This window comes from Streptomyces sp. NPDC107765 (genome assembly GCF_055657085.1).
In genome coordinates, this window is the sequence record NZ_JBVKBL010000001.1 from 498,444 (window position 1) to 523,698 (window position 25,255).

27 protein-coding genes are annotated in these 25,255 nt (G+C 70.8%); 12 read left to right on the forward strand and 15 right to left on the reverse strand.

The features are described 5' to 3' along the window. Nucleotides 1–34: 34 nt before the first annotated feature. The gene (locus tag ACZ7MX_RS02410; RefSeq protein ID WP_472128532.1) at nt 35–2,128 is read left to right on the forward strand and encodes a protein kinase domain-containing protein; all 2,094 of its coding nucleotides are present in this window, start codon (nt 35–37) and stop codon (nt 2,126–2,128) included. Between the two features lie 118 nt (nt 2,129–2,246). After that, nucleotides 2,247–2,720, forward strand: coding sequence for a carboxymuconolactone decarboxylase family protein (locus ACZ7MX_RS02415; protein WP_472128534.1), 474 nt, complete (start codon nt 2,247–2,249; stop codon nt 2,718–2,720). Nucleotides 2,721–2,919: 199 nt separating this feature from the next. Here the strand turns inward: ACZ7MX_RS02415 and ACZ7MX_RS02420 are convergent, their stop codons facing one another. Beyond that, nucleotides 2,920–3,234, reverse strand: coding sequence for a hypothetical protein (locus ACZ7MX_RS02420; RefSeq protein WP_472128536.1), 315 nt, complete (start codon nt 3,232–3,234; stop codon nt 2,920–2,922). 483 nt (nt 3,235–3,717) lie between these two features. Continuing rightward, nucleotides 3,718–4,134, reverse strand: a complete 417-nt coding sequence (locus ACZ7MX_RS02425) for an acyl-CoA thioesterase (RefSeq protein ID WP_472128538.1) — start codon at nt 4,132–4,134, stop codon at nt 3,718–3,720. Nucleotides 4,135–4,236: 102 nt separating this feature from the next. Here ACZ7MX_RS02425 and ACZ7MX_RS02430 point away from each other — a divergent pair, with 102 nt between their 5' ends. From ACZ7MX_RS02430 to ACZ7MX_RS02445, 4 genes are all read left to right on the forward strand, one after another. Further along, nucleotides 4,237–5,475 carry an MFS transporter gene (locus tag ACZ7MX_RS02430; protein ID WP_472128540.1) on the forward strand — a complete coding sequence of 413 codons (1,239 nt, stop codon included), beginning with the start codon at nt 4,237–4,239 and terminating at the stop codon, nt 5,473–5,475. 88 nt (nt 5,476–5,563) lie between these two features. Further along, complete coding sequence (locus ACZ7MX_RS02435; protein WP_472128542.1) at nt 5,564–5,989, forward strand: pyridoxamine 5'-phosphate oxidase family protein; 426 nt, start codon at nt 5,564–5,566, stop codon at nt 5,987–5,989. Between the two features lie 118 nt (nt 5,990–6,107). Beyond that, entirely contained in the window at nt 6,108–7,325 is a 1,218-nt protein-coding gene (locus ACZ7MX_RS02440) for a hypothetical protein (RefSeq protein ID WP_472128544.1), read from the forward strand. 118 nt (nt 7,326–7,443) lie between these two features. Next, complete coding sequence (locus ACZ7MX_RS02445) at nt 7,444–8,400, forward strand: alpha/beta fold hydrolase (RefSeq protein ID WP_472128546.1); 957 nt, start codon at nt 7,444–7,446, stop codon at nt 8,398–8,400. Between the two features lie 47 nt (nt 8,401–8,447). Here ACZ7MX_RS02445 and ACZ7MX_RS02450 read toward each other — a convergent pair whose 3' ends face one another. After that, nucleotides 8,448–8,903, reverse strand: a complete 456-nt coding sequence (locus tag ACZ7MX_RS02450) for a hypothetical protein (RefSeq protein ID WP_472128548.1) — start codon at nt 8,901–8,903, stop codon at nt 8,448–8,450. After that, nucleotides 8,900–9,433 carry an RNA polymerase sigma factor gene (locus ACZ7MX_RS02455; RefSeq protein ID WP_472128550.1) on the reverse strand — a complete coding sequence of 178 codons (534 nt, stop codon included), beginning with the start codon at nt 9,431–9,433 and terminating at the stop codon, nt 8,900–8,902. Before ACZ7MX_RS02455 ends, ACZ7MX_RS02450 begins: the two co-directional genes overlap by 4 nt. Nucleotides 9,434–9,712: 279 nt before the next feature. Here ACZ7MX_RS02455 and ACZ7MX_RS02460 point away from each other — a divergent pair, with 279 nt between their 5' ends. Genes ACZ7MX_RS02460 through ACZ7MX_RS02470 form a run of 3 tightly spaced genes read left to right on the forward strand, consistent with a single transcriptional unit; the run spans nt 9,713 to nt 13,138 of the window. Next, on the forward strand, nt 9,713–11,155 hold the full coding sequence (locus ACZ7MX_RS02460; protein WP_472128551.1) for a family 2B encapsulin nanocompartment shell protein: 1,443 nt from the start codon (nt 9,713–9,715) through the stop codon (nt 11,153–11,155). Between the two features lie 17 nt (nt 11,156–11,172). Next, on the forward strand, nt 11,173–12,231 hold the full coding sequence (locus ACZ7MX_RS02465; RefSeq protein WP_472128553.1) for a family 2 encapsulin nanocompartment cargo protein terpene cyclase: 1,059 nt from the start codon (nt 11,173–11,175) through the stop codon (nt 12,229–12,231). Nucleotides 12,232–12,262: 31 nt separating this feature from the next. After that, nucleotides 12,263–13,138, forward strand: a complete 876-nt coding sequence (locus ACZ7MX_RS02470; protein WP_472128555.1) for a geranyl diphosphate 2-C-methyltransferase — start codon at nt 12,263–12,265, stop codon at nt 13,136–13,138. 53 nt (nt 13,139–13,191) lie between these two features. On the opposite strand, the gene ACZ7MX_RS02475 is transcribed toward ACZ7MX_RS02470, so the two are convergent. Beyond that, entirely contained in the window at nt 13,192–14,484 is a 1,293-nt protein-coding gene (locus ACZ7MX_RS02475; protein WP_472128557.1) for a M20 metallopeptidase family protein, read from the reverse strand. 137 nt (nt 14,485–14,621) lie between these two features. Next, nucleotides 14,622–15,299 carry a DUF899 family protein gene (locus tag ACZ7MX_RS02480; RefSeq protein ID WP_472128559.1) on the reverse strand — a complete coding sequence of 226 codons (678 nt, stop codon included), beginning with the start codon at nt 15,297–15,299 and terminating at the stop codon, nt 14,622–14,624. Between the two features lie 162 nt (nt 15,300–15,461). Between ACZ7MX_RS02480 and argG the strand changes: the two genes are divergently transcribed. From argG to ACZ7MX_RS02495, 3 genes are all read left to right on the forward strand, one after another. Continuing rightward, on the forward strand, nt 15,462–16,907 hold the full coding sequence (gene argG, locus ACZ7MX_RS02485) for an argininosuccinate synthase (RefSeq protein WP_472128560.1): 1,446 nt from the start codon (nt 15,462–15,464) through the stop codon (nt 16,905–16,907). Nucleotides 16,908–17,051: 144 nt separating this feature from the next. After that, nucleotides 17,052–17,681: a dihydrofolate reductase family protein gene (locus tag ACZ7MX_RS02490; protein ID WP_472128561.1), complete on the forward strand. Its 630-nt coding sequence runs from the start codon at nt 17,052–17,054 to the stop codon at nt 17,679–17,681. Nucleotides 17,682–17,720: 39 nt separating this feature from the next. Then, entirely contained in the window at nt 17,721–18,152 is a 432-nt protein-coding gene (locus ACZ7MX_RS02495) for a GNAT family N-acetyltransferase (protein WP_472128562.1), read from the forward strand. A gap of 51 nt (nt 18,153–18,203) precedes the next feature. Here ACZ7MX_RS02495 and ACZ7MX_RS02500 read toward each other — a convergent pair whose 3' ends face one another. The 9 genes from ACZ7MX_RS02500 to ACZ7MX_RS02540 all read right to left on the reverse strand — a co-directional run bounded on the left by ACZ7MX_RS02500 (nt 18,204) and on the right by ACZ7MX_RS02540 (nt 25,224). Next, nucleotides 18,204–19,346, reverse strand: coding sequence for a hypothetical protein (locus ACZ7MX_RS02500; RefSeq protein ID WP_472128564.1), 1,143 nt, complete (start codon nt 19,344–19,346; stop codon nt 18,204–18,206). Nucleotides 19,347–19,423: 77 nt separating this feature from the next. Further along, nucleotides 19,424–19,972 carry a nitrobindin family protein gene (locus ACZ7MX_RS02505; protein ID WP_472128566.1) on the reverse strand — a complete coding sequence of 183 codons (549 nt, stop codon included), beginning with the start codon at nt 19,970–19,972 and terminating at the stop codon, nt 19,424–19,426. Nucleotides 19,973–20,075: 103 nt separating this feature from the next. Beyond that, entirely contained in the window at nt 20,076–20,858 is a 783-nt protein-coding gene (locus ACZ7MX_RS02510; protein WP_472128568.1) for an aminotransferase class IV family protein, read from the reverse strand. Nucleotides 20,859–20,910: 52 nt separating this feature from the next. Then, complete coding sequence (locus ACZ7MX_RS02515) at nt 20,911–21,798, reverse strand: GNAT family N-acetyltransferase (RefSeq protein WP_472128570.1); 888 nt, start codon at nt 21,796–21,798, stop codon at nt 20,911–20,913. Nucleotides 21,799–21,893: 95 nt separating this feature from the next. Beyond that, entirely contained in the window at nt 21,894–22,745 is an 852-nt protein-coding gene (locus ACZ7MX_RS02520; protein ID WP_472128572.1) for an RNA polymerase sigma-70 factor, read from the reverse strand. Beyond that, complete coding sequence (locus ACZ7MX_RS02525) at nt 22,742–23,320, reverse strand: carboxymuconolactone decarboxylase family protein (protein WP_472128574.1); 579 nt, start codon at nt 23,318–23,320, stop codon at nt 22,742–22,744. The genes ACZ7MX_RS02520 and ACZ7MX_RS02525 overlap by 4 nt, the downstream gene beginning before the upstream one ends. A 183-nt stretch (nt 23,321–23,503) precedes the next feature. Next, the gene (locus tag ACZ7MX_RS02530) at nt 23,504–23,851 is read right to left on the reverse strand and encodes a DUF1330 domain-containing protein (RefSeq protein ID WP_310724422.1); all 348 of its coding nucleotides are present in this window, start codon (nt 23,849–23,851) and stop codon (nt 23,504–23,506) included. 261 nt (nt 23,852–24,112) lie between these two features. After that, on the reverse strand, nt 24,113–24,529 hold the full coding sequence (locus ACZ7MX_RS02535; protein WP_472128576.1) for a Fur family transcriptional regulator: 417 nt from the start codon (nt 24,527–24,529) through the stop codon (nt 24,113–24,115). Nucleotides 24,530–24,936: 407 nt separating this feature from the next. Beyond that, nucleotides 24,937–25,224 (reverse strand): hypothetical protein, encoded by a 288-nt coding sequence (locus ACZ7MX_RS02540; protein WP_472128578.1) that lies wholly within the window; start codon nt 25,222–25,224, stop codon nt 24,937–24,939. Between the last annotated feature and the right edge of the window lie 31 nt (nt 25,225–25,255).

The following is a 25,255-nucleotide window of genomic DNA, read 5'->3' on the forward strand; positions in this document are numbered from 1 at the left end:
TCCTGCCCGTTCCCGATCCTGGAGACGACCGCCTGTGAAACCCCTCGGCCAGGGAGATCCGCTGCGCCTGGGCCCCTATCGCCTCCATGGCGTCCTCGGCGAGGGCGGCATGGGCAAGGTGTACTTCGGAGTCGACGCCTCCGGACGCCCCGCCGCGGTGAAGGTCCTGCTGCCGGAGCTCGCCCACGACGGGCACCTGGCCGACCGCTTCCTCCGGGAGGCGCGGACCGCGCAGGCGGTGACCAGTGAGGGCGTGGCACGCGTACTGGCCGCCGAACTGGAGGGCGGCAGGCCGTGGATCGCCACGGAGTTCCTGGCCGGCCCGACGCTGGACGACGCCGTCGACCGCTTCGGGCCGCTCGACGACTCCGCCGTGCGGGAACTGGCGCGGTCACTGGCCCGCACGCTCCAGGACGTGCACGCCACGGGGCTGGTCCACCGGGACGTGAAGCCCCCCAACGTCGTCCTCACCTCGCGCGGCCCGCGTCTGATCGACTTCGGTATCGCCCGCCCCGAGCACGGCCTGACCCTCACCCGCACCGGCCAGATCCCGGTCACCCCCGGCTACGGCGCACCGGAGCAGGTCCTCGGGCAGCGCGTCGGGCCGGCGGCCGACGTCTTCTCCCTCGGCGCCGTCCTCGCCTTCGCCGCGGGCGGGCGGCCGGCCTACACCGGCGCCGAGGTCACGGCCGTCCTGTACGAGGTCGTGCACGGCAGCCCCGACCTGGAGGCCGTTCCCGAGGGCTTGCGGTATCTGATCGCGCCCTGCTTCTCGAAGGACCCGGCGGCACGCCCCCTGCCCACCCAGGTCGCGGAAGCCGCTGCGGCGCCGCGCCAGCCCGAACGGCTCTGGAAATCGGGCCGGTTGGGCGAGGAGATCCGTCAACGGGAAGCAACGGCACGACGCCTGACGGCCCGTTCGATCGCCCCCTCCCCCACCTCCGGGGGTGCCACCGGTGTCGCCCCCGGCCTCCCCCGGCGGCGGCTGCTGGCCGCGGCCGTCGGTGGTGGGGCCCTGCTGGCGGCGGGCGGCGGCACGGCCTGGTGGCTCAGCCGTGGTGACCGTACGGACACCCCGACCGACCCCTTCGACATCCCGCCGCCCGCCAAGGTGCGGGCCGCGCCGCTCGGCTCCGCCGAAGGCACCCCGAAACTGCTGTGGGGGCCCCTCCAGGGCGTGGCCGACGCCGGATCGCCGGCTCCGCTGCCGGTGCGCGATGTGGTGGTGTTCGCGGCCTCCGGCGGCGGCATCGCGGCGCGCCGGGTCACCGACGGCCGGGAACGGTGGCGGGTCGGCGACGCCAAGGCGGACGCCGGCTATCTGTCGATCGGCGACCGGCTGGTGGCCACGGCCGACGGCGAGGGCACACTGCGCACCTGGGTGGCCGCCACCGGGTCCCCCCGGTGGACGGTGGACGCGGCGGTGGGTGCCCTGCTGGCCGCGGATGCCCACGCCGTCTACCTGCTGACGTCCGACGGCCGCCTGCGCTGTGTGGGAACCGACGGGAAGGTGCGGTGGACCAAGCAGCCACCGCTGCCGCTGTCGGGCGGCCACCCCGCCGCCGCACTCGGCGCCGGCCATCTGGTGCTCTGCACGGAGACCGGGGACGTGGCCGCGGTCCGTGCCGAGGACGGGGCCCGCGCCTGGGTCCGCAAGGGCCAGGCCGAAGGGCCGCTGCGGCCGGCCATCGACGGGACCACCGTGTATCTCGGCGGCACCAGCCTGGCGGCGGTGGAGGTGGCCGGCGGTCGCGAGCTGTGGGCCCTGAATCCCCTGCGACCGCCCAGACAGGGCGTCGCCGGGTGGGGGCCGCCCACCGTGGCCGGCGGAGTGGTCTACGCACTGGACTGCGATGCGCTGCGCACCCTGCACTCCGACGGCAGCCAGGCCGCCGACCCGAGGATGGTCGCCGGCGTCGTCCCGCCGTGGCGGCCACCGGTCGTGCAGGGAAACAGTGTCTGGGTGGTGGAGAGCGACGAGACCGGGGTGACCGGCCTGCCGCGCTCCGGCGAGAACCAGCCTCAGACATACGCCCTCGCCGGCGGCGGCTCCCGCACCATCGCCGCCAGTGGGAACCGCCTCTTCGTCCTCAACCGCACGACACTGCTGGCGCTTCAGGTGTTTTAGACCCGGGCCCGCGCCACGACGCGACAGGAGACGCGCGTCACATTCCTTCGTGTCACAACGTGCGGGAGCTGTTCCGTCAAAGAGGTGTCACCACTCAACGACGGCACAGGAGTGCACCATGGAAGCTCGGTTGAATCTCTTCGCCAGCCCGATCGCGGCCAAGGTCGGGAAGCACCTCGTCGCTGCGGGCAAGGTGCTCGCGGAGTCGACGCTACCGGCCGCGACGCAGGAACTGGTGAAGCTCCGCGCCAGTCAGATCAATGGCTGCGGTTTCTGCACCGACATGCACACCAAGGACGCCGCGCACGCCGGGGAGACCGCCACGCGCCTCAACCTGGTCGCGGCCTGGCGGGAGGCCACGGTGTTCACCGACGCCGAGCGCGCCGCCCTGGAGCTGGCGGAGCAGGGCACCCGCATCGCCGACGCGGCCGGCGGTGTCACGGACGATGCCTGGGCACAGGCCGCCAAGCACTACGACGAGGAGCAGCTCGCCGCGCTGGTGTGCGCCATCGCCCTGATCAACACCTTCAACCGCCTGAATGTCATCGTCCAGCAGCCCGCCGGCGACTACCAGCCGGGCCAGTTCGCCTAGGAAAGGCACTCCGCGCCTCGGTGGTCGGGTCCGAGGCAGCGGAGTTCGCCGGGGAGAGCAGGTCGGCGGCCGGTCCGTCGGGCGAGGGCCCGCGCTGCTGGTCGTCGGCCGCTTCGGCCGGGGGCTGGACGCGGAGCGCCGACACCTCCGCTCGCGCGACCAGCCCCCTTCAGGCCCCCGTGCCTGGCGCCGTGCCTGGTCAGTACTGGTCGAGCTTGTGCCACGGCGTGATGTCCAACCGTGCTGCTTCGGAGTCCACTTTCCTGGCGGCCAGGCGGATATTGAGCATCGCCGCCTTACCGGTATCCGCGCGTGCCCCCGCGATGACGGCGCTACGGTCCGACAACACGGCCTTGGCCCACGTCTCGGCGGCGTCGGCAAAGTTCTGTGTGTCCGCCGGCGCTCGCTCCGCCAGCTGCACGAGCCGATCGTGATCGACCTGCGCGACGTGCTGCACGTTCTCGGTCTCCTGACGTGCGTCGCCCGCTTTGACTGCCGCCGTTTCCTTCGTCATGGCGCCTTGCAGGTCCCTGACGGCATCGGCGATCTCGGCCGATGACTGGTCGACTTCTGTGTCACCTCCACATCCCACCAAGAGCACCGAGCCGAGCCCACAGGCAAGCAGTGCTAACGCTGCCCTCTTCACATTCCCCCCAAAAACTCACCACGTAGAGTCATTGCGAGGTGACAGCATAGGGGCTGTCCCGCCCTGGGAAGCCGTAAATGGGATCACAAGTCACCACCGCTCCCGCCTTGCCCAGTCGCTCCGTATGCGCAAACCACTCATCCCAACACCCCAGTCATCGAGGCGCACTTGCAGTTGTCATAGGCCAGGGGAGAGCGAGCCGGAAGCCGAGCAGATACTTGCGGGCTCTGGCTCCGGCTCCGGCTCTGCCCACAGACATCGCAACGGTCATCGGCCGGGCCGCAACCGGACCGGACCGGCCCGACGAGAACAGGCCAATGCCCGGAGCACCAACTGGCGTCCGCCCAGGCGCTATTCCCCGGCTGAGAGGTAGGGCTGGAAGGCTTCCCGGATTACGCGGGGCATCTCTTTTTTGCCGCCGGCCACGGCATCGGTGAACACATGCCGCACTTCTCCTTCTGCGATGAGCCGTTCGCCGACCTTGAATCTCGGGCACACGATCATGCTCGTCGTTCCCAGATGGGTGAGGGGCATCTCGATGTCGAGCACCTCATCGAAACGCGCCCCCTGGAGATAGCGAATGCGCGCTTCTCCCACCACCAGATCGGCACCCTCCGCGAGCATGGATGCATAGCCCCCCGCGACTTCGCGCCACAACTCCGTAACGGCAACGTCGTAATAGAAGAGATAGTGACCGTTGAACACCACGTTTTGCTGGTCACACTCGCTGTAGCGCACCCGCAGCCGGTGCGTGAAGAGCTTGGTCATGGGCGAGATCGTAGCCACCGGCAGCAGGCAGCCCGGACGGATCCGCCCGCGTGCAAGCGGGACTTGACCTTCACACTAATGGGAAGGTTTCAACATCCCTTCATGCGAAGCACCCAGCTACCCCCTGACCCCGCCATATCCACGGCACCGAAAACTGACGGACCATCAACTAAGCACAACCGCTTGCCAATGGGAGCGCTGCTCGCCCTGGCCATTGCGGTGTTCCTCACCAGTCTCACCGAGACCCTGCCTGCCGGACTGCTGCCCGCGATGAGCGCCGGCCTGCACGCGAGCGAATCGGCCACCGGCCAGACGGTGACCATCTACGCGCTCGGCACGGTGCTCACCGCGATCCCACTGTCCGCCGCCACCGCCGGCTGGCGCCGCAAGCGCCTGTTGCTGACGGCCATGGCCGGTTTCGCCGTCGCCAACACCGTTACCGCGCTGTCGGCGAACTACCCGCTGACCCTCGTCGCCCGGTTCCTCGCCGGCGTGGCCGCCGGGCTGGCCTGGGCCCTGCTGGCCGGTTACGCACGCCGGATGGTCGCCCCTCACCAGGAGGGCCGGGCCATCGCGATCGCCATGGCGGGCATCCCCGTCGCGTTGTCCCTCGGCGTCCCGGCCGGCACCTTCCTGGGACAGGTGGTCTCCTGGCAGGCTGCCTTCCTCGCCATGACCGCCCTGACCCTGGTGCTACTGGTCTGGATCACCGTTACCGTGCCCGACTACCCGGGCCGGAGGGCCGGTGGCAAGATCCCCGTGCGCCGGACGCTGCGTGTCCCGGGGGTGGCCCCGGTGCTGTTCGTCACCCTCGTCTTCGTCCTGGCGCACACCGTCCTCTACGCCTATATCGCCACCTTCCTCCACCACATCGGCCTCGGCAGCCGGACCGACGCGGCTCTGCTGGTCTTCGGCATCGCCTCGTTGGCCGGCATCTGGATCGTCGGCACCTTCATCCACGGCCACTTGCGCACCTTGACCCTCGCCAGCGCCGTGCTGGTCGGCGTCGCCGCCGCGGTCCTGGGCGCGTTCTCCGGCGTCCACGCGCTGGTGTACGTCGCCGCCGCTCTGTGGGGCCTGGGCTGGGGCGGCGTCCCCACCCTGTTGCAGACTGCCGCGGGCCAGGCCGGTGGTGGGGCGGCTGATGCCGCCCAGGCCATGCTGGTGACCCTGTGGAACGCGGCCATGGCCGCCGGCGGCATCATCGGCGGCCTCCTCCTGCAGGCCGTCGGAGCCGATGCCTTCCCCTGGACCGTCCTGGTCCTCCTCGTCCCGGTCCTCATCGTCGTACTGGCCGCCCGCACACACGGCTTCCCCGCCCGGCGCGCCGACGGCAGTTGACGGCACAGCGACCCGACGCCGACCTCCTCGTGTCGCCCGGGGACGGGTTTCCACTCGGGGAGCTGTCGGCCGGGTTATGGTCGGCCGCATGACCTTGTCGATGGGAGAACGGGAACGGTTTCTGGCGGAACCTCATATCGGTGCGCTGTCGGTGGTCGAACGGCCGGACCGCGCACCGCTGACGGTTCCCATCTGGTACCAGTACACGCCGGGCGGTGAGCTGTGGGTGCGTACCGGGCCTGATTCCCGGAAGGCGCGAGCGATCCGGGCTGCGGGGCGTTTCAGCCTGATGGTGCAGCGGACCGAGCCGACGGTGCGCTACGTCTCGGTGGAGGGGCCGGTGATCCGGACGGAACCGGACAGCCGCGAGCTGTCCTGGGAGATGGCCGCGCGCTACCTCCCTCAGGACAAGGTCGCCGCCTTCGTGGAATACGACCGGGCTCAGCTCGGTGCGCACATCGCCCTCTACATGCAGCCTGAACACTGGGTCTCCGCCGACCTGGGGTCCTTCTGACTGCATCGGCCCGCCCGGGCCCACCGGCGTACGGCCGTGATCCGTATGTGATCGACACCCCGTAAATTCCCTCAGGAAGTGGGGATTCGCGCGATGCGCGACCAAGACGGGGGAACACATGACATACCGGCGCGCGGCGATACCGGCACTGGCCGGAGCGGTGGTGCTCACGGCGCTTCTGTGGTGGGCGGGGACGAGCGCGCATGCACTGCACCTGCCGGGCGCCACCCACGTCATCGGCGGCCCGGCCACCGCCGAGCTGGAGCAGTGGCTCGCCCCCTGGTCGTACGACCCCCCGTCCTCGGCCCAGCTCGGCGGCGAGCCGTCCGGCGGGGCCGGGGACGCGGCCCCGATCGGCGGTGCCGGCTACCTCTCGCTGTACACCACGGCGCTGCAGATCCGGTTCGGTACGGTCTTCGCCTTCTTCCTGCTCGGGGCGCTGCTCCTGGTCCGCCGGCTGCCACCGGTGGGCGGCCGCGGCCGGACGGCGGCCGCGCTGCTCGCGATGTGGGCGTGGGGCGTGGTGGCCGGGACCCTGGCGGTGACCGTCTCGGCGCCGTGGATGCTTGGCGCAGGAGGGCACGGAAGTTTTCGCTTCCTGCCCCACCTGGCGAGCGAGATCGGCGCCGGGCGGCAGATCCTGGTGGTGACCGCGCTGGTCGCGGCGGTGGCGACCGTGCTCGCTGCACGGGTCGCCGCCAACGGAGACGATCCGCTGCCGCCGGTGGACGTCCCGGCGCGCGCCGCCCGCCTGGCCGCCACCGCCGGAACCGCGGTGATCGCCCTGTCCCTGGTGGTCCTCTCGTACCAGTCGGTCGCCGCCGCCCTCCAGTCGATCTCCCCGAGGTTCGGGCTGTTCTCGGAACCGGGCGACCTCCTGCGTGAGTGGCTGCTGCTCGGTGCCTGGACCGGCCCGGCGGGGACGCCGCTCGGCGACTGGCTGCTGTATCGCGCCGCCGACGTGCTGCTGCTCGCCGTGGTGTGGTGGGCACTGCGGCGGCTGCCCGGACTGCTCACCCGCGCCACCGTCCCGGCGATGGCGGTCGGCGCCGTGTGCGCCACCGTGCTCGGCCTGCTGGCGAGCCAGCTGCTGCGGATGGCGACGGACGGGACCGGTCTGCGCTGGGGGCTGCTGCACCTGGCCGCCGGCATCGGCGGCGGCGTCCCGGCCGCACTGACCTTCGGCCTGGTGGCGGGAGTGGTGGCTGCCGTGACGCTACGGCTGGCCGGGGGCCGAACGAAGACCGCCGACGCCACGGCCTCTGCCCAGGAACCCGGCCAGGATCCCGACCAGGGACCCCGCCAGGAACCCGGCCAGGACCTCGCCGGCGCCTAGTACGACAGGGCGGCCCACGAGAACCGTGCGGACGCAGAAATACGAGGGAACTTTCGCGGGGGCGGCCGCCTCCTGGCGGGTGTAAGCGACTTCTCGCATCCGGCGAAGGGATTCCCACATGATCAGCAGCGACCGCCCCCTGCCCCCACTCGAAGGGGCCGAGCACCGGTGGGTGACGGTCCGTGGGGCACGGCTGCATATCGCCGAGTTCGGCAGCGGCGAGCCCGTGGTGCTGCTGCACGGCTTCCCGCAGCACTGGTACGCGTGGCGCGCGCTCGTTCCGCTGCTCGCCCACGATCACCGGCTGATCTGCGTGGATCTGCGCGGCTTCGGCTGGTCGGAGCAGACCAGGCGCGGTTACGACACGGACGGGCTCGGCGACGACGTACTCGCGCTGCTCGACGAGCTGAACCTCGACCGGGTGACGCTGGTCGGGCACAACTGGGGTGCCGGGGTGGGCTTCCGGCTCTGCCAGCGGGCACCGGGGCGCTTCCGCGCCTTCCTGGCGCTGAACATGGCGCACCCGTGGACCCGTCACCGCGACGTCCTGCCGAATCTGTGGCGGATGTGGTTCACCGCCTTCCTTGAGTATCCGGTGGTCGGACGGCTGGTCCTGCGGCACTGGCCGGCCTTCACCCGGTACCTGCTGCGGCGCGCGGTCGCCGACCCGAGGGCTTGGCGGGACACGGATCTCACGGAGTTCACGGCGGCGGCACAGACCTCGGCGCACGCCGGGCAGGCGATGTTCTGGCAGTACGTCGTACGGGACATCCCGGCGGGCTTCCGGGGCACCCACCGTCGGCGGCGGCTGACCGTCCCGACGTTCGTGCTGGTCGGCGAGCAGGACCCGGTGGTCCCGCCGGCCCTGCTGCGCGGTGATCCCCACGCGGAGGACCTGACCGTCAGGACCGTGCCGGGCGCCGGACACCATCTGCACGAGGAGCGGCCCGTGCTGGTGGCCGAGGCCCTGCGGGAGCTCATCGCCAGGACCGCAGGAGAGGACCGGAGGACCGGAGCGAAGGGCAGGAGCGGAGAAGAGGAGCGGGTGGCGGTCCCGGGTGAACCCACCCCCTGACAGCGCCAGTTGACCGGCCTCCCATGGCAGCAGAACCTGCCAGGAGGTCAGCGCAGGGCGGCGCGGTGCTCCACCGCGCGGAAGAAGGCGCGTGTGCGTCGTTTGCCGAGCAGGCTGCGGTAGACGCGCTGCACCGGGCCCATGGCGGCGGGACGCGCCGCCCCGCACACGGCGAGCCGCGTCCCGGCGCCGTCCGGCTCGGCGGCGATGCCCATCGTCACCAGGCGGGACTGCATCAGGCACCATCCGGTGCTCAGCCGCACCTCGAACGGGCCGCGCAGGCCGAGGACGTCCTCGGCCTGCGCCGCTTTGCGCTCGCTGTCACCGGGCGGGACCCTGAACTCCCGGACGAAGGAGATCAGATGGGGCAGCTCGCCCTCCAGGTCGCCGATGACCGCCCACACCCGGTCGAAGGGCAGGGCGATCCGCGCCTCGGCGTACAGCGGGGCGCGCAGTCCGGCGGCCAGTACGCGCAGCCGGGCGACCTGGTCGGGGGCGGTCACCGCGTCCACGCCTTCCGGAAGGAGGAACGGGCCCGGCTCAGCCGTGATTTCACGGTGCCCTCCGGTACGCCGATCAGCGCGGCCGTCGTCCGCTCGTCCAGGCCTTCCAGCTCCCGCAGTACGAGTACGGTGCGGTGCTGGACAGGCAGTCGGGCAAGCAAGTCCCGTACCTCCGTGGTGAGTTCGGCTCCGACGCCAGGGAGCAGGTCCCGCAGCCGGCCGATCTCCTGGGGATCGGCAGGCGTCTCGCTCGCGGTGCGGCGGGCCACCCGGGCGGCCTCCCGCACCGTGACCGCACGCACCCACCCGTAGAACGCCTGGGGATCCCGCAGCCCGCGCAGCCCCCGGAACACCGCGAGAAGGGATTCCTGCACGGCGTCCGCGGTGTCGCGCGGGGCGATCGAGCCGCACAACCGCGTGACGTACGGCGTCACCAGCTTGAGCAGGTCGTCCATGGCGAGGGCATCGCCGCGCTGCGCGGCCCGTACGAGCGGCGCCGCCGCGTCCCAGGGCCGCACGTCGTCATCCATCGCGGGACACCGTACCGCGACGGCTACGGGCGGGCGGTGGCTGGAGGTGACCGGTCCCGGCGCCGGTATTCCTGGATCATGCAGCGGCCGGAGGGCGTGCGGAGGCAGGAATGCGCTCCGATTGCCTCGTTTTGAGGTTTGTGCCTCCTGAATGCGGAGGTCGCCCCCTTTCGCGCCGTACCCACCCGTTCTTCGTCCTGTTTGGCTTGTTCCTGCACACGGCCATCCCGGTCACCACCGGCCGTTCTGCTCACTTCTGTTCACGTCCCGGGAGGGAAAGTGTCCGTACCGGACAGCGTCACCGGTCCCGCTACCGAAGAGCCCGATCTCGAACCACCCGCGGACAGTGCGCTCACCAGCCTGAGCACACAGGCCGCGCGCCAACTGGCGACCACCACCAAGTCCGAGCCGCAGATGCAGGCCATCACCTCGCGGTGGCTGCTGAAGATGCTGCCGTGGGTGGACGTCAAGGGCGGCACCTACCGGGTCAACCGGCGTCTGCAACTCCGTGTGGGCCGGGGCCGTGTCCAGTTCGAGCAGAACGGCGCGGACGACATCAAGGTGATCCCCCAGACCCTCACCGAGCTGCCCGTCCTGCGCGGTTATGACGACATCGAGGTCCTCAAGGAGATCGCCGGCCGCTTCCACGTCCGGGAGATCCGGGCCGGTCAGACCCTCTTCGAGGCAGGACAGCCGGCCACCGAGGCGTACCTCGTCGTCCACGGCCGGTTCACCCGCTACACCGCCGGCAAGTACGGCGAGGAGGAAGTCCTCGGCGTCGTCACGGACGGCGACCAGATGGGCGACGAGGCGGTCGGCCGGCCCGATCCGCGGTGGCAGAGCTCGGTCCGGGCCGAAACTGCCGGCGTGCTGATGGCGCTTCCCTGGGACGTGATCCGGGAGTTCACCGACCGGGTGCCGTCCCTGGCCGCACATCTGACGGCGTACGCGGAGCGGCAGCAGCGCCCCACGAACCGCAAGGGCGAGGCGGACGTCCCGGTACAGGCGGGGCACGTCGGGGAGCCGACGCTGTCCGGCGGCTTCGTCGACTACGACCTCACCCCGCGCGAGTACGAACTCTCCCTGACCCAGACCATCCTCCGGGTCCACAGCCGGGTCGCCGATCTCTACAACGACCCGATGGACCAGACACAGCAGCAGATCCGGCTCACCGTGGAGGAGATCCGCGAGCGCCAGGAGTGGGAACTGGTCAACAACCGGGAGTTCGGGCTGCTGCACAACACCGACTACGGCCAGCGCATCAGTACCTACAAGGGCCCGCCCACCCCCGACGACATGGACGACCTGCTGGCCATGCGCCGCAAGACCCGGCTGTTCCTGGCCCACCCGAAGGCGATCGCCGCCTTCTTCCGGCAGTGCAACAAACGCGGCCTGGTACCGGGTACGGCGGACGTCAACGGGCACCAGGTTCCCGCTTGGCGCGGCGTCCCGATCTTCCCGTGCGGCAAGATCCCGATCAGCGACACGAACACCAGCAGCATCCTCGCGCTGCGCACCGGAGAGGCGGACCAGGGAGTCGTCGGCCTGTACCAGACCGGCCTCCCCGAGGAGTTCCAGCCCGGGCTGAACGTCCGTTTCATGGGCATCGACCAGGCCGCCGTCATCCGTTACCTCATCACCGCCTACTACTCGGTGGCCATCCTCGTGCCCGACGCAGCCGGAGTCCTGGAGAACGTCCAGATCGGCCGGAGCACCGACTGACCAGGTGGAGTACGACCATGAGCACGCCCCCCAACACCGCCGCCGCCTTCTCGTTGCCCGGTCCGCCGAGCCTCGCCGGCTCCTCGCGGGCCCGACGCGGCGGAGCCGTCCCCGGGTTGAAGTATCAGCCCGCCACCCCCGCCGACCCGGAAAAGGTCAAGGAGGTCGACCGCAGACTGGAGGCATGGGCCCGCCGGCTGGACCTCTTCCCCGCGCAGTGGACGGGGGATTTCGCGCAGTTCCAGTTCGGCCGGGCCGTCGTCCTCCAGCATCCCGGTGCGGCGGATCTCGAACGCCTCACCGTCGCGGGTGAGTTGCTGCTGGCCGAGAACCTCGTCGACAGCTGCTACTGCGAGGAGGACGAGGGCAGGGGCGGTGCACGCCGCGGCCTGGGCGGACGACTGATCATGGCCCAGTCGGCCCTCGACCCGTTCCACGGCACCTCCGAAACGGAGGAGGAGTGGGCCGGCGGCGTGCAGGCCGACGGCCCCTTGCGCTCGTACCACTGGGCGCTGAAGGACTACGCGGCCTTCGCCACCCCCAGTCAGACCGACCGGTTCGTCCATGACATGGCCCGGTTGCACCTCGGGTATCTCGCCGAGGCGTCCTGGGCCGAGACGCGGCACGTACCGCGGGTCTGGGAGTACCTGGTGATGCGGCAGTTCAACAACTTCCGGCCCTGCCTGTCCATCGTGGACGCCGTGGACGGCTACGAACTGCCCGAACCGCTCTACGCCCGCCCCGAGGTCCAGCGGGTCACCGCTCTGGCCTGCAACGCCACCACCATCGTCAACGACCTGTACTCCTTCACCAAGGAACTGGCCAGTGACCCGACCCATCTGAACCTGCCGCAAGTCGTGGCCGCCAACGACCAACGGGGCCTCAAGGCCGCCTACCTCAAGAGCGTCGAGATCCACAACCAGATCATGGAGGCGTTCGAGACGGAGTCGGCCCCGCTGGCCACCCTCTCGCCCCTCCTCGAACGGTACGTCCGGAGCCTGGCCGACTGGGTCTCCGGCAACCACGAGTGGCACGCCACGAACACCGACCGCTATCACCTGCCGAATTACTGGTAGACCGATCCGCGCACCCTCGCAAGGAGCCACGTTGACCCTCGCTCACGCCGAAACCGCACACACGCCGGTGCCGACCCAGTCCACGTACCAGTCCCGCGTCGCGGACTACTGGAACGCCGAGGAAAACCCGGTCAACCTCGAACTCGGCAAGATCGACGACCTGTACCACCACCATTACGGCATCGGGGACGCCGACTGGTCGGTACTGGAGGAGTCGGACCCCGACCGCCGCCGGGAGCGGATCACCGGCGAACTGCACCGGCTGGAACACGCTCAGGCCGAACTCCTCGCCTCCCACCTCGGCGACCTCTCCCCCACCGACCGCGCCTTCGACGCCGGCTGCGGTCGCGGCGGCGGCAGTGTGGTGGCGCACCTCCGCTACGGGTGCCACACGGACGGGGCCACGATCTCCGCCAAACAGGCCGACTTCGCCAACGGGCAGGCCCGCCAGCGCGGTATCGACGACAAGGTGCGCTACCACCACCGCAACATGCTCGACACCGGCTTCACCTCCGGCGCGTACGCGGCGTCCTGGAACAACGAGTCGAGCATGTACGTCGAGCTGGACCTGCTCTTCGCGGAACACGCACGGCTGCTGCGGCGCGGTGGTCGCTACGTCGTGATCACCGGCTGCTACAACGACGCCTACGGGCGGGCCTCCCGTGAGGTGTCCCTCATCAACGCCCACTACATCTGCGACATCCACCCCCGGTCGGCGTACTTCCGCGCCATGGCCCGCAACCGGCTGGTCCCCGTGCACGTCCAGGACCTCACGGAGACCGCCCTTCCCTATTGGGAACTCCGCCGCCAGGCCGACCACCTGGTCACCGGCATCGAGGACACCTTCCTCAACGCCTACCGCAACGGCAGCTTCCAGTACTTGCTGATCGCCGCCGACCGGGTGTGAGTCTCCGGGGGCTGCGCCGCACGGTGCAGCCCCCGGAGCCGCCTCCACCGCGCCTACGCCCGTCGGGTCCGCCGGGCGAGCCAGCCCGCCATCGCCCGTACACCGACGCCGATGGCACGCTCGTCCGGGGTGAAGTCGGCGTAGTGGGGATAGCTGGCCGTGAGGGGCGCGCCGGGGGCCCGGACGCCGAGGAAGGTGTAGGTGCCGGGGACGCGGTCCAGATAGAGGGCGAAGTCCTCGCCGTTGAAGGGGAAGGCGGCGTGGAGTTCGGTGACCGCGTCCCGGCCCAGTGTGCGGCGAAGGTGGCGGGCGAGCGTGCGGGTCTCGCGTTCCGGGCAGACCATGGCCGGGAACGGCTCGGCGGGGAAGGTCACGCCGGCTCCGGTGTACGGCTTGGCCAGCCGGCGGATGTCCTCGCGCACCTCCACGTACCGCTCCTGCGGCCAGCACCGGTAGGAGGCGCTCACCTTGGCTTCCTGACCTCCGGTTTCCTGGGCTTTGGCCCGGACGGCCACGAACCGGGCGAGCGGTCCGTCGGGCGTCTGGACATCGGCGACCATCCGCTCCAGCTCCGCGGGCGTCTGCGGCGGAGTCACCGTGGCCAGCGCGCCGATCTCGGCCGCCAGTCTCCGTGCGGCCTCGGGCGCGTCCGGCCCGGAGATGCTCACCTCCGCGTGGTCCTGACCCGGCAGCCCGTATCCCGGCGTCACCGCGAACTGCCCCACCGGGAACGGCCCGCAGTGCAGCGCGTGGATCTCCTGGACGCGGGGGTGCTCCAGCACTCCGGCGTCGATCAGTGCGCGGGCCCCGGCCAACGCCTCCTCGGCGGGCTGGAAGAGGAACACCACCGTTCCTTCCCACTGCTGCCGCAGCCGCGCCAGGACCTGTGCCACACCGATCGCCACGGTGGTGTGGAGGTCGTGGCCGCAGGCGTGGGCCACTGCCGCCCCGCCCCCGACGATGCCCTCGGGCGGCACCGCGTCCATGTCCGCCCGGTACGCGACGGTCCGGCCCGGACGTGAGCCCCGCAGGACGCCGACGACGCCGTGGCCGCCCAGTCCCGTGGTGACGGTCAGCCCGGCCGCCCGCAGCTCCCGCGCCACCACACCGGCGGTGCGCTGCTCCTGACCCGGCGCCTCGGGGTGCCGGTGGAGGTCCCGTCGCAGCTCGACCAGCCCACGCTCCCGGCGTGCCACCTCGGCGTCCACCGCAGGTTGTTCCAACGGGCGTCCGCTGCCCTCGGCGACGGCGCTCCCCCCGGTTCCCCACACGATTCCCGCACCGGCTGCCGCCGCTCCGGCCAGCAGCGTACGCCGCGCGAGAGCGCGCTCCACGGGACGGTCCACGGTCGTCACTGTTCCCCCTGTGTCCTCTGCGAGAAGATCCGTTGGCACAACGATCGCCGCCCACAGGTCTGTTGCCCATCCTGCGGGCCACCGCGGAGGAGTGGGGGTAGCCCCCCATGGGGCCTGGACTGGTGCGTCTAGTAGCTGAGTGCGGCGAACCAGTCGCCCCGGCCGTGCCGGGTGAGGTCGAGGAAGTGCCACACCGGGCAGAGCAGGTCGATACCGCGCTGGTCGATGTCCTCGGCCATCCGGGGGTGCGCCGAGTAGAAGTGGCGCACGTCCCCGTTGCCGTCCCGGGTGAAGACCGACACCGTCGAATCCTGGTTGCCCTCGGCGTCCTCGCTGCCGAGGTCGTATTTGAAGGAGCTGGAGCCGGCGCTCAGCAGCCGCAGGTTCGTCCACTGCCGGTCGCGGGCGTGCGCGCGGAGTGTGGGCAGGTCGGCCGCGGCGACCACGGCGAGGTCGATGTTCTGCCGGAGGTGGCGGGCGACGCCGTTGAACCCGTCGAGCCACATGGTGCACATGGGACACGGCTCGGTCTGCCGCTTGCCGTACATGAAGTGGTAGATGACGAGGTCCCGCCCGGGCCGGGTGAACAGCTCGCTCAGCCGGACGGTCCGCCCGGGTACGTCGTCGGCGTGCAGGTCGGCGGGGCCTTCCTCGAAGGCGTAGTCGTCGACGACGGGCCCGGGCGGCAGGCGGCGGCGCAGCTCGGCGACGCGTTCGCGGTGGCGCATCAGCTCGATCTCGGCCTGCCGCAGCTCCTCACGTGCGTCGGTGTAGGCCTCCGACTCGGTCAGCTGGGTGTGACGCATCGCTGCCTCCTCCACGACCGGCGGGGAGCTGCTGCCCCGGCCACCATTGTCCGCTCCCGCGCGGGGGCTCGCGAGGCAGCCACAGCACGGGAAGGTGACTGCTGAGACACGGCCGACCATCTCCCCTTTGCATGATCATGCGAGATGCTGCATACTCTTTCCATGTCCAAGGTCCTCACCTCCCTCCCCGCCGGCGAGCGCGTCGGCATCGCCTTCTCGGGCGGCCTCGACACCTCCGTCGCCGTCGCGTGGATGCGTGACAAGGGCGCCGTCCCGTGCACCTACACCGCCGACATCGGCCAGTACGACGAGCCCGACATCGCTTCGGTGCCCGGCCGCGCGAAGACCTACGGTGCCGAGATCGCGCGCCTGGTCGACTGCCGCGCGGCGCTGGTCGAGGAGGGTCTGGCCGCCCTGACCTGCGGGGCGTTCCACATCCGCTCGGGCGGGCGGGTCTACTTCAACACGACGCCGCTCGGCCGTGCCGTCACGGGCACCCTGCTGGTCCGGGCGATGCTGGAGGACGACGTCCAGATCTGGGGCGACGGCTCGACCTTCAAGGGCAACGACATCGAGCGGTTCTACCGGTACGGACTGCTCGCCAACCCCCACCTGCGGATCTACAAGCCCTGGCTGGACGCGAACTTCGTGACCGAGCTCGGCGGCCGCAAGGAAATGTCGGAGTGGCTGCTCGCCCACGACCTGCCGTACCGCGACAGTACGGAGAAGGCGTACTCCACCGACGCCAACATCTGGGGCGCCACCCACGAGGCGAAGACGCTGGAGCACCTCGACACCGGCGTGGAGACCGTGGAGCCGATCATGGGCGTGCGGTTCTGGGACCCGTCGGTCGAGATCCCCACCGAGGACGTGACGATCGGCTTCGACCAGGGCCGCCCGGTGACGATCAACGGCAAGGAGTTCGCCTCCGCCGTCGACCTGGTGATGGAGGCCAACGCCATCGGCGGCCGCCACGGCATGGGCATGTCCGACCAGATCGAGAACCGGATCATCGAGGCCAAGAGCCGCGGCATCTACGAGGCGCCCGGCATGGCCCTGCTGCACGCCGCGTACGAGCGCCTGGTCAACGCGATCCACAACGAGGACACCCTCGCGCAGTACCACAACGAGGGCCGGCGGCTCGGTCGCCTCATGTACGAGGGCCGGTGGCTGGACCCGCAGGCGCTGATGGTGCGCGAGTCGCTGCAGCGCTGGGTCGGCGCGGCCGTCACCGGCGAGGTGACCCTGCGGCTGCGGCGCGGCGAGGACTACTCGATCCTCGACACGACCGGCCCGGCGTTCAGCTACCACCCGGACAAGCTGTCCATGGAGCGCACCGAGGACTCCGCGTTCGGCCCGGTGGACCGGATCGGCCAGCTCACCATGCGCAACCTCGACATCGCCGACTCGCGCGCCAAGCTGGAGCAGTACGCCGGGCTCGGCCTGATCGGCACCGCCAACCCCGCCGTCGGCGCCGCGCAGGCGGCCGCGACCGGGCTGATCGGCAGCCTGCCGGAGGGCGGCGCCGAGGCCATCGCCTCCCGCGGCGAGGTCTCCGGCGACGACGAGTGGCTGGACCGCGCCGCGATGGAGTCCGGCACGGACTGAACGGACAAGCCCCCAAGCGGCCGGCTCAGCGCCCATGGCGCCGAGCCGGCCGCTGTCGTCTGCGTCATGGTGGTACGTGAGAGGGCTCGCCGGCCCGGGAGGCATTCCGGGTGCACGCGGCTTCCGTACCCGAAAGGCGGCAGCATGAGCAGACTGATCGTCACCGCGTTCGTCACCCTGGACGGCGTGATGCAGGCCCCCGGCGGGCCGAACGAGGACGTCGACAAAGGATTCGCGCACGGCGGCTGGCAGGTCCCCTACGTCGACGAGGACTTCATGGGCCTCATGACGGGGATCTTCGAGCGGACCGCCGACCACCTCCTGCTGGGCCGGAAGACCTACGACATCTTCGCCGCCCACTGGCCCCGGGTCACCGACCGGAACGACCCGATCGCCGTCAAGCTCAACTCCATGCCCAAGTACGTCGCCTCACGCACCCGCGACAGCCTGGAGTGGCACAACTCCCACCTGCTGAAGGGCGAGGCCGCAGGGTCCGTCGCGCAACTCAAGGAACAGCTCGACGGCGTGATCATGACACAGGGCAGCTGCGACCTGATCCACACCCTGCAGCAGCACGACCTCGTCGACGAGTACCGGCTGCTCGTGAACCCCGTGATCCTCGGCACCGGCAAGCGGCTCTTCGGCGAGGGCGCCACGCCTGTCGCCTGGACGCTCACGGAATGCCGCACCACCGGCGCGGGAGTGCGGTACTGCGCCTACGAGCGAGCGGGCACACCGGAGTACGGCTCGTTCATGCTGGACGAGCAGGGGTGAGGGTTCCCACGGCCCCCGGCCACCTCTAGCATGTAAGGCATGGATAGCATAAGTGACCCTTACGAGCTGCGGGCGGGCGTGCCCTCCGTCGAAGTCTTCCGCCGCCTGCGGACCGATGCCGGCCTCTCCGACCGGGCCCCCGAGGCCGTCGCGCTCGCCCTCCCCCACACGTGGTACGGCGTCGTCCTTCACCACGAGGGCGAGCCCATCGGCATGGGGCGGATCATCGGGGACGGGGGTACCGCGTTCCAGATCGTCGATATCTGCGTGCACCCCGCTCACCAGGGGCAAGGACTCGGCAAGCGCATCATGGCCGCGCTCACCGAGGAGCTGGAGAACCGGGCGCCGGCCACCGCGTACGTCTCTTTGATCGCGGACGGCCCCGCGCGCTTCCTTTACGAGAAGTTCGGTTTCGCCGACACCGCCGCACACGATTCGGTGGGCATGTACCGCTTCGTGGGCGGGAGTTGACCGGCAGGCGGCCGGGCCGGAAGCACGGCCGGGCCACCCCCATCACCCCGCCTACCGAGCCGTCACGATCACATGGCCGACCTTCTTGACGCGGCCGTGGTGGGCGATGACCGTCACCGGATAGCGGCCCGGCTTGATGTCGGTGCGGATGGTGGCCGTGTTGAGGAAGCGCGGGTCGTCGCCGTCGGCGGACTTGCTGTCGTCGGAACGGAGGTGGACCACGTGGGTGAACGCCGGGGAGGTGGCGGTCAGACGCGTCTCCTCGCCCGGGTCCGGGGTCACGTCGTGCCACATGACCTCGACCTTTCCGCCACGGGCGACCCGGATGCTGTGCCGGTGAGGGCTGTCGGCGTAGGTGCCCGGGGCGTACAGGTTGGGGCCGTACGCCTTGCCGAGGTAATCGGCGTCGCCGGGGCGGGACGCGCGGACGGTCAGGCGCTTCTTCATGAGGTGCCGGCCGTGCGGGCCGAGCAGTTCGAAGGTGTAGGTGCCGTCCGCCAGGCCGGCCTTGAGCTCGGGCCGGGCCTGGAAGGTGCGGGGGTTGTAGAAGTCGAGCTTGTCGTGGACGAGACGTACGGGCCGCGGCAGGGCTGCGGACCGTACGGTGAAGTGGGTGCCCCGCTCACCGGGGTACAGGTCGTCGAGGTACAACCACACCGGCGCGCCGGGGCGGGCCGCCTCCGACGCCTGATTGAGCTCGAACGACGGGCGCCGGGACCGCACGACCTGGATCTTGTCGTGGGCGAGGGTGCGGCCCGCGACGCTGACCGACAGCGGGTGCCGGCCCGGCTTGGCCGTCATCGGGAGGGAGAGCGTGGCCCCGAAGGAGCCGTCCCGCCAGCGCAGCCGTACGGGACCGCGGAAAGCGGACGACCGGGCCATCACCGGGGCGTTCACCGACTTGCAGCTGACGCCGTTGAGCTCCAGGGTGACCAGTTGCCCGGGGCGGGCTTCGAGATTGCCCCCCACGGTCAACGTGGGCTTGCCGGTGGGGGTCGTGCACCGGCTGTTGCCGTTGCGGTGGTCCGCGGTGTGGTGGGCGTCCGTCTTGTGCGGGGTGTGCGCGGACGCCCCCGGGCTCTGCGCCCCTTCGGTCGTGCTCGCGGATGTGCCGCACCCGCCCAGCACAAGGCCGGCTGCCAGCACGCCCATCAGCCTGGACCAGTTCATCGTCTCCCCCAGTCGGTCGGTCACACGGAGAGATGTCCGCTTGCCGAAGTTGGTTGCCTGCGGTCAACGGGCGGAAACCCGCTGATCGGAGGATCAGTGACCTAGCCCTTGTCGACGCGCCGGAGCTCGGCCGCAAGGTGGTGTTGCAGCGGCTGGCCGACCGCCGCGAGGTCGTGGACGAAGGTGAGGGTGTCCTGGTCCGTCAGGTCGTAGCGGCGGCGGGTCGCGGTGACCTCCTTCGCGGTCGGCGCGAGCGCCACCTGATGGGTGGTGAGGTCGAGCGTGCCGTCGCCCGCACGGCCGACCAGGATCTCCGCGATCCCGGTGGGCTGGGTGATCAATGCCTCCACGCGTCCCTCCGGCTGCAGCCGCCACCAGCCGCTCTCGCGGGCGGCCGGCCGGAGCGGGGCGTCGTCCGTGTCGAGGAGCCAGGCACGTGCCTCGTAGCGGAGGAAGGGACGCCCGTCGTGGCTGAAGGTGACCTCCTGCGCGTACGTGAACTCCTCGTCCAGCGTCGGGTATCCGCCGCGCCCCCGGCCGACCCAGGTGCCCAGGAGCCCGGTCAGCGGCGCGAGCAGGGCGTGGGGGGCGGGCGTTTCGTCCGGCCGGAACGCGTCGGGGTACGGGTGCTTCGGGGCGGGGTCGGACATGAGGTGCGCTCCTGATGAGTGGGGAGGTCGGTGCCGGTGGAAGCCTAGGGCCGGTGAGCCGGCCGTGAGCCGGACGTCGGCGCTCGCCCTCGTGTCCGCGCCCCTACGGCTCCTCGCCGGGGATCGACAGGTATGCCTCGCGCAGCGTGCTCAGCACCGGGTCCTCGACGGCCAGCGGGGCCTCGTCGATCGCCGTCAACGCCCGGACGCCGATGCTCGTGTTGGTGGCGAACGCCGCCCGCATCCCCTTCGCCCGGTCCAGAGTGAGGGGGGTGATCCGGTGCTCGACCTGTTGTTGCAGGAGCTTCATGGTGATGCCGGGCAGCACGGGGGCCTGCGGCCACACCACGGTGCCGTCGGCAGCGATGAAGCCGACGTTCCAGGTGGCCCCTTCGCTGACGCATCCGTCGGGCCCGACGAACAGGGCGTCGTCGAAGCCGGCGAGCTGTGCCGCGCGGCGGAGGTGCAGGGCGCCGAACAGTCCGCAGTGCTTGACCTGGGGGAGGTCGCGCTCGTAGGGGACGCTCCTCGCCCGCAGCGGCGGCGGGGGCATCGCCCCGGCCGGGCGTACGGTCACCAGCACCTGGGGCCGATCGGCGGCCGCCGGGTGACCGACGGCCACCGCGGGATCGTAGACCGTCACGCGGACCACGCACGGACCGCGCTGCCCCTCCAGTGCCTGGCGGACGAACTGCCGGACGCGGCCGGTGTCCAGAGCGGCGCCCCAGACCGTGCGGCAGTCCCGTACGAGGCGGTCCATGTGCAGGGACAGGCCACGGATCCGGTGGTCGGCGTCGGCCCGCATGGTCGTGAAGTGTCCGTAGCCCGTCAACGCCAGCGGGAGCACGTCATCGGTGGTCACGGGCTTTCCGTCGAGATGCGCCATGCCCCACAGCATGGCAGCACACCCCCTCAGGAAGGTTTCCCTCCGCCCGCGTTCAGCCTGCCAGATCGAGCTGGTACTGAAGGACCTCGTGCGTGAGCACATAACCGAGGGCCTCGTTGATGTGCCTCATGTGCGTATTGCTGTCGGCGGTGTCGGTCAACAGGCCGCCCAGGTCCGGATGGTGCCCGAGGGCATACCTGATCGACTCCGCCTTCATCCATCGGCCGAGGCCGTGTCCGCGGTGCTCGGGAAGTACGCCGGTTCCGTAGTGCTGGCCGTCGCCCTTGCCGCTCCCGGGGACGACCAGTTCCGTGAAGCCGGCGATCGAGCCGTCGGACTCGGCGATGGCGGCGACGGTGTGCAGCTGGTCGCCGCGCTCAGCGACCGCCCGGGCGGCGGCTCGGACCCGGTCCACGTCCCAGACCACCGTGCCGTAGTCGGTGTCGTCCATGGGCATGTCGTCCATGGCGCGGCGCGAGGCGGCGAAGGTCTGGGCGAGGTCGTCGGGGACGGTCCCGAGCCAGGAAACCAGCCGGTAGCCGGGGTGCGGACGTGCGACGGCCTCCGCCAGCGCAGCGCTGTCCACGTCTGCCAGGGACAAGCGGGTGAACCGCAGGGTGAGGACCTTGCGGAAGCCCCGGGCCGACAGGAAGGAGTCGCCGGGCGATCCGGCGTCGGCCTGTGCGATGACGCTGCGTCGGGCGTGGTCCCGAGCGGCCGCCACAGCGACGTCGAGCAGCCGGGAACCGACGTTGTTGCGTCGCTCCACCGGATGGACCCGTATGGCAAGTTCGGCCAGATGGTCCTGCCCCGCGGCGGTGAACAGGCGGAGAAAAGCCGTCCCGACCGGTATGGCGTCGGCGTCGGACGCGAGCCAGGCAAGACGCCGGCTGTACTGCCCGTCTTCGGGGTCGGTCAGGGGGGTGAGGTGAAGCGACAAGGGATCTCCGTCGTGAGGGGGGCAAGCTGTGCGCCCATGGGTGTTCCGGGCGATTCTCACCGCCCGGAACACCCGTGCGCCACAACAGCAGCGAGCTATCTGGCGAGTTCGGCCGGCTCGTCCAACCGCGTCAGCTTCTGCGGGTTGGCCACCGCGTGGATCCGGGTGACCCGTCCGTCCTCCACCACGAGGCTCACCGCGGCCAGTCGGCCGTCGATCTCGATCCGGCCCGCGGGTGCGCCGTTGAGCCACACGGCCGACACCGCGCGACCGGGGCGCGCGAGCAGCGTCGCCACCAGCTCGGCCCCGTGGATCGGGGCCCGCGCGGCGGCGGCGAGCCCGCCACCGTCGGCGATCAGGACCACGTCCGGCGCCATGACCTCCAGCAGCTCCCGGACCTGCCCGGTGCGCAAGGCGGCCAGGAACCGCTCCACCACGGCCTGCTGCTCCGACCGGCTCACCCGCACCCGCGGCCGCCGGGCCGCCACATGCTCGCGGGCCCGCCGGGCGATCTGCCGCACGGCGGCCGTGGACTTTCCGACGGCCTCGGCGATCTCGCCGTACGGCAGGTCGAAGACCTCCCGGAGCACGAACACCGCCCGCTCCGCCGGCCCGAGCGTTTCCAGCACGGTCAGCATCGCGATCGAGACGCTCTCCGCGAGTTCGACGTCCTCGGCGACATCAGGGCTGGTCAGCAGCGGTTCCGGCAGCCACTCGCCGACGTATTCCTCACGGCGGCGCGACAGCGTCCGCAGACGGTTGAGCGCCTGCCGGGTGACGACCCGGACGAGGTACCCCCGCGGGTCGTTCACCTGTGACTGGTCGACGTCGGCCCACCGCAGCCAGGAATCCTGCAGCACGTCCTCCGCATCGGCCGCCGACCCGAGCATCTCGTAGGCGACCGTGAAGAGCAGGGTGCGGTGGGCGACGAACGGGTCCTCGGTCATGCCGTCGATGCCGCGCCGGAGCGCACCGGACCGGTGGCCAACGGAACCTCGCAGGCTTCGGAGAAGCCCTGCGAGGTCACCCCGTTCGCGATGTTGTTCCTGGTCGCCATGTTGACGAAGGCGATGTACGCGGTGAGCTCGACCATCGCCGCCGGGCCGAGCCGGTCCAGCAGACCCGCGTACAGCTCGTCGGTGACGGTCGGCGGCGTGTGCGTCATGGCCTCGGCATACTCAAGGACGTCCCGCTCCAGCGGCGTGAACACCTCCGACTCCCGCCAGCGCGGCACCTGGCTCGCCTTGGTCAGGTCCAGGTTCTGGTTCTGCGCCTGGAAGTAGCCGACATCAAGGCACCAGCTGCAGCCGACCTGCGCCGCGACGGCCATGTGCGCGAACGACTTGAGGCCCTCATCGGCCACATCCCACTCAGCCAGCTTGGCCGAGAACTCCAGGTTGGACGTGCCGACCTTGGGGCTGTGCCACACCACCTCGACGGGCTCGGGCACGGCGCCGAGCTGCTTGATCATGTTCTCGCGGAGCTCGGTGGGAAGCTCTGCCTTCGGAACGCGTGGCGACATGGTGTTCTCCCTGTAGGTGTGTATGTCTGCCGGTACGCCATGAAGACACCGCCGCACGCTCGGATGTGACAACGGAGGTTGAGCGTTGCTCAGTGGGCGCCGTGCGCCCCGGGATCACCCTCACGCAACTGCTGATCCCGGTGGCCCGGTGGCCGGTGGCCCGCGGCGCGGCTCAACGCGCCGCTATTCAGCGGGAATCGACTCCCGCAGGGCCTTGGCGGTAGTGCGGGGGTCATACCCCTCGGGCACGCCCTCGACCAGGATGATGTCGCCCTCGATGTGCCGCGAACGCAGCGGTGCGATCTCCTGGTAGGCGGGCGAGTCCCACCAGGCCCGTGCCTCGGCCATGCCGGGAAAACTGATCACCACGACGTGCCCGGGCCAGCTGCCCTCCTTCACCTCGTGCTGCGCCGCGTGCACCAGAAAGCGACCGCCGTGCGGTGCGAAGGTCGCGGTGATCCGCTCGATGTACTCAGCGATCTCCGCGTGCGGTACGGCCTCCTGGAGATGGCCTATGACGTAAGCAGGCATGAAAACCTCCCCGTGGGTACGGTTGGGATACGTCGCGATCATGGCACGCAGCCGGGCGACCTCGAAGACGTTTTCGAGAAGCTGCCTGGCCGGAACGCCTGAACGCGAGGGCCGTGACGACAACTCCCTGCCGTGCGGCCGCTGTTCGGCAAGCGCGGTGCCGGCTACGGCACCCGGCACCCGGCACCCGGCACCCGGCACCCGGCACCCGGCACCCGGCACCCGAACGTACGCCGCCCGCCTGCGCCCAGTACCAGCCGCTCAGGCTTGGCTGCAGTCAGGGCACAGGCCGCGGTAGGTCATCTCGACCTCGGAGACGGTGAAGCCGAAGCGTTCGGAGGCGGGCAGGTCGGCCAGGGGGTCGCCGGCGGGGTGGACGTCCCGGATGGCGCCGCAGTTCGAGCAGACCAAGTGCTGATGGGGGCGGTGGGCGTTGGGGTCGTAGCGCTTGGCGCGGCCGTCGGTGGCCACCTCGGCCACCTCGCCGAGCGAGACGAGCTCGCCGAGGGTGTTGTAGACGGTCGCGCGGGAGATCTCCGGCAGCCGGACGGTGGCGCGGGCGAGCACCTCGTCCGCGGTGAGGTGGACGTGTTCGCCGTCGAGTACCTCGGCGACTACCCGGCGCTGGGCAGTCATCCGCCAGCCTCGTTGGCGGAGCCGGTCCAGCAGGTCGCTCATGACCACCAGCCTTACTGTGCGTCTTCCGGACTGTGCGTCCTACGGCCGTTCGTCTTACAGGCTGTGCGCCTTCCGGGCGGTGTCTCTTCGGACGGCGCTCCTCCGGACAGCGCTCCTCCGGACGATGCGTCTTCGGACACGCACCTTCGGACTGTGCGTCTTCCGGCGAATGATTCCGTACGGGTCTGGCTGTTGTATTGACTTGGACTTGGTCCATCGTAGGATCGGTTCTGGCGACAGCCAAGGGACAGGACAACAGCAGGGAAAGCCCGTGACGGTTGATGGGACGGGTCCGCTCACCACCGCCTCCGGTGCCCTGGCCGCGGACAGCCAGGACAGCGGGCAGGCGGAGGCCGGCGGCCCGGCGCTGGTCGAGGAGCAGGTCCGGCTGAAGCAGGTCGGCCCCTTCAAGCGGGAATGCGCCGTTCGCGGGCGCGCGGCCGGTGCCGGTGCGGGTTCCCTGCCCAGGCAGAGGCCGTCCCGGCGTCGGGCCGGTCGGCCGGCCGGTCCGGTGCGGGGGTTCTGTGCGCGACGGCCGCCACCACGGCGCGTGCCGGTCCTGCGGTGTCGTCGCTGATGTCCACCACACGGTCGGTGTGGCGTTGTGGCCGACCGTCTCCGGCGACCACGTCCTCTCGTTCGTTGAGGCTGGTCACCCCGGGGCCCGCCGCCCCGGCTGTTTTCCCGTCCGTCATTCCTGAGCACCGTGATCTGCCCAGTTCGGTG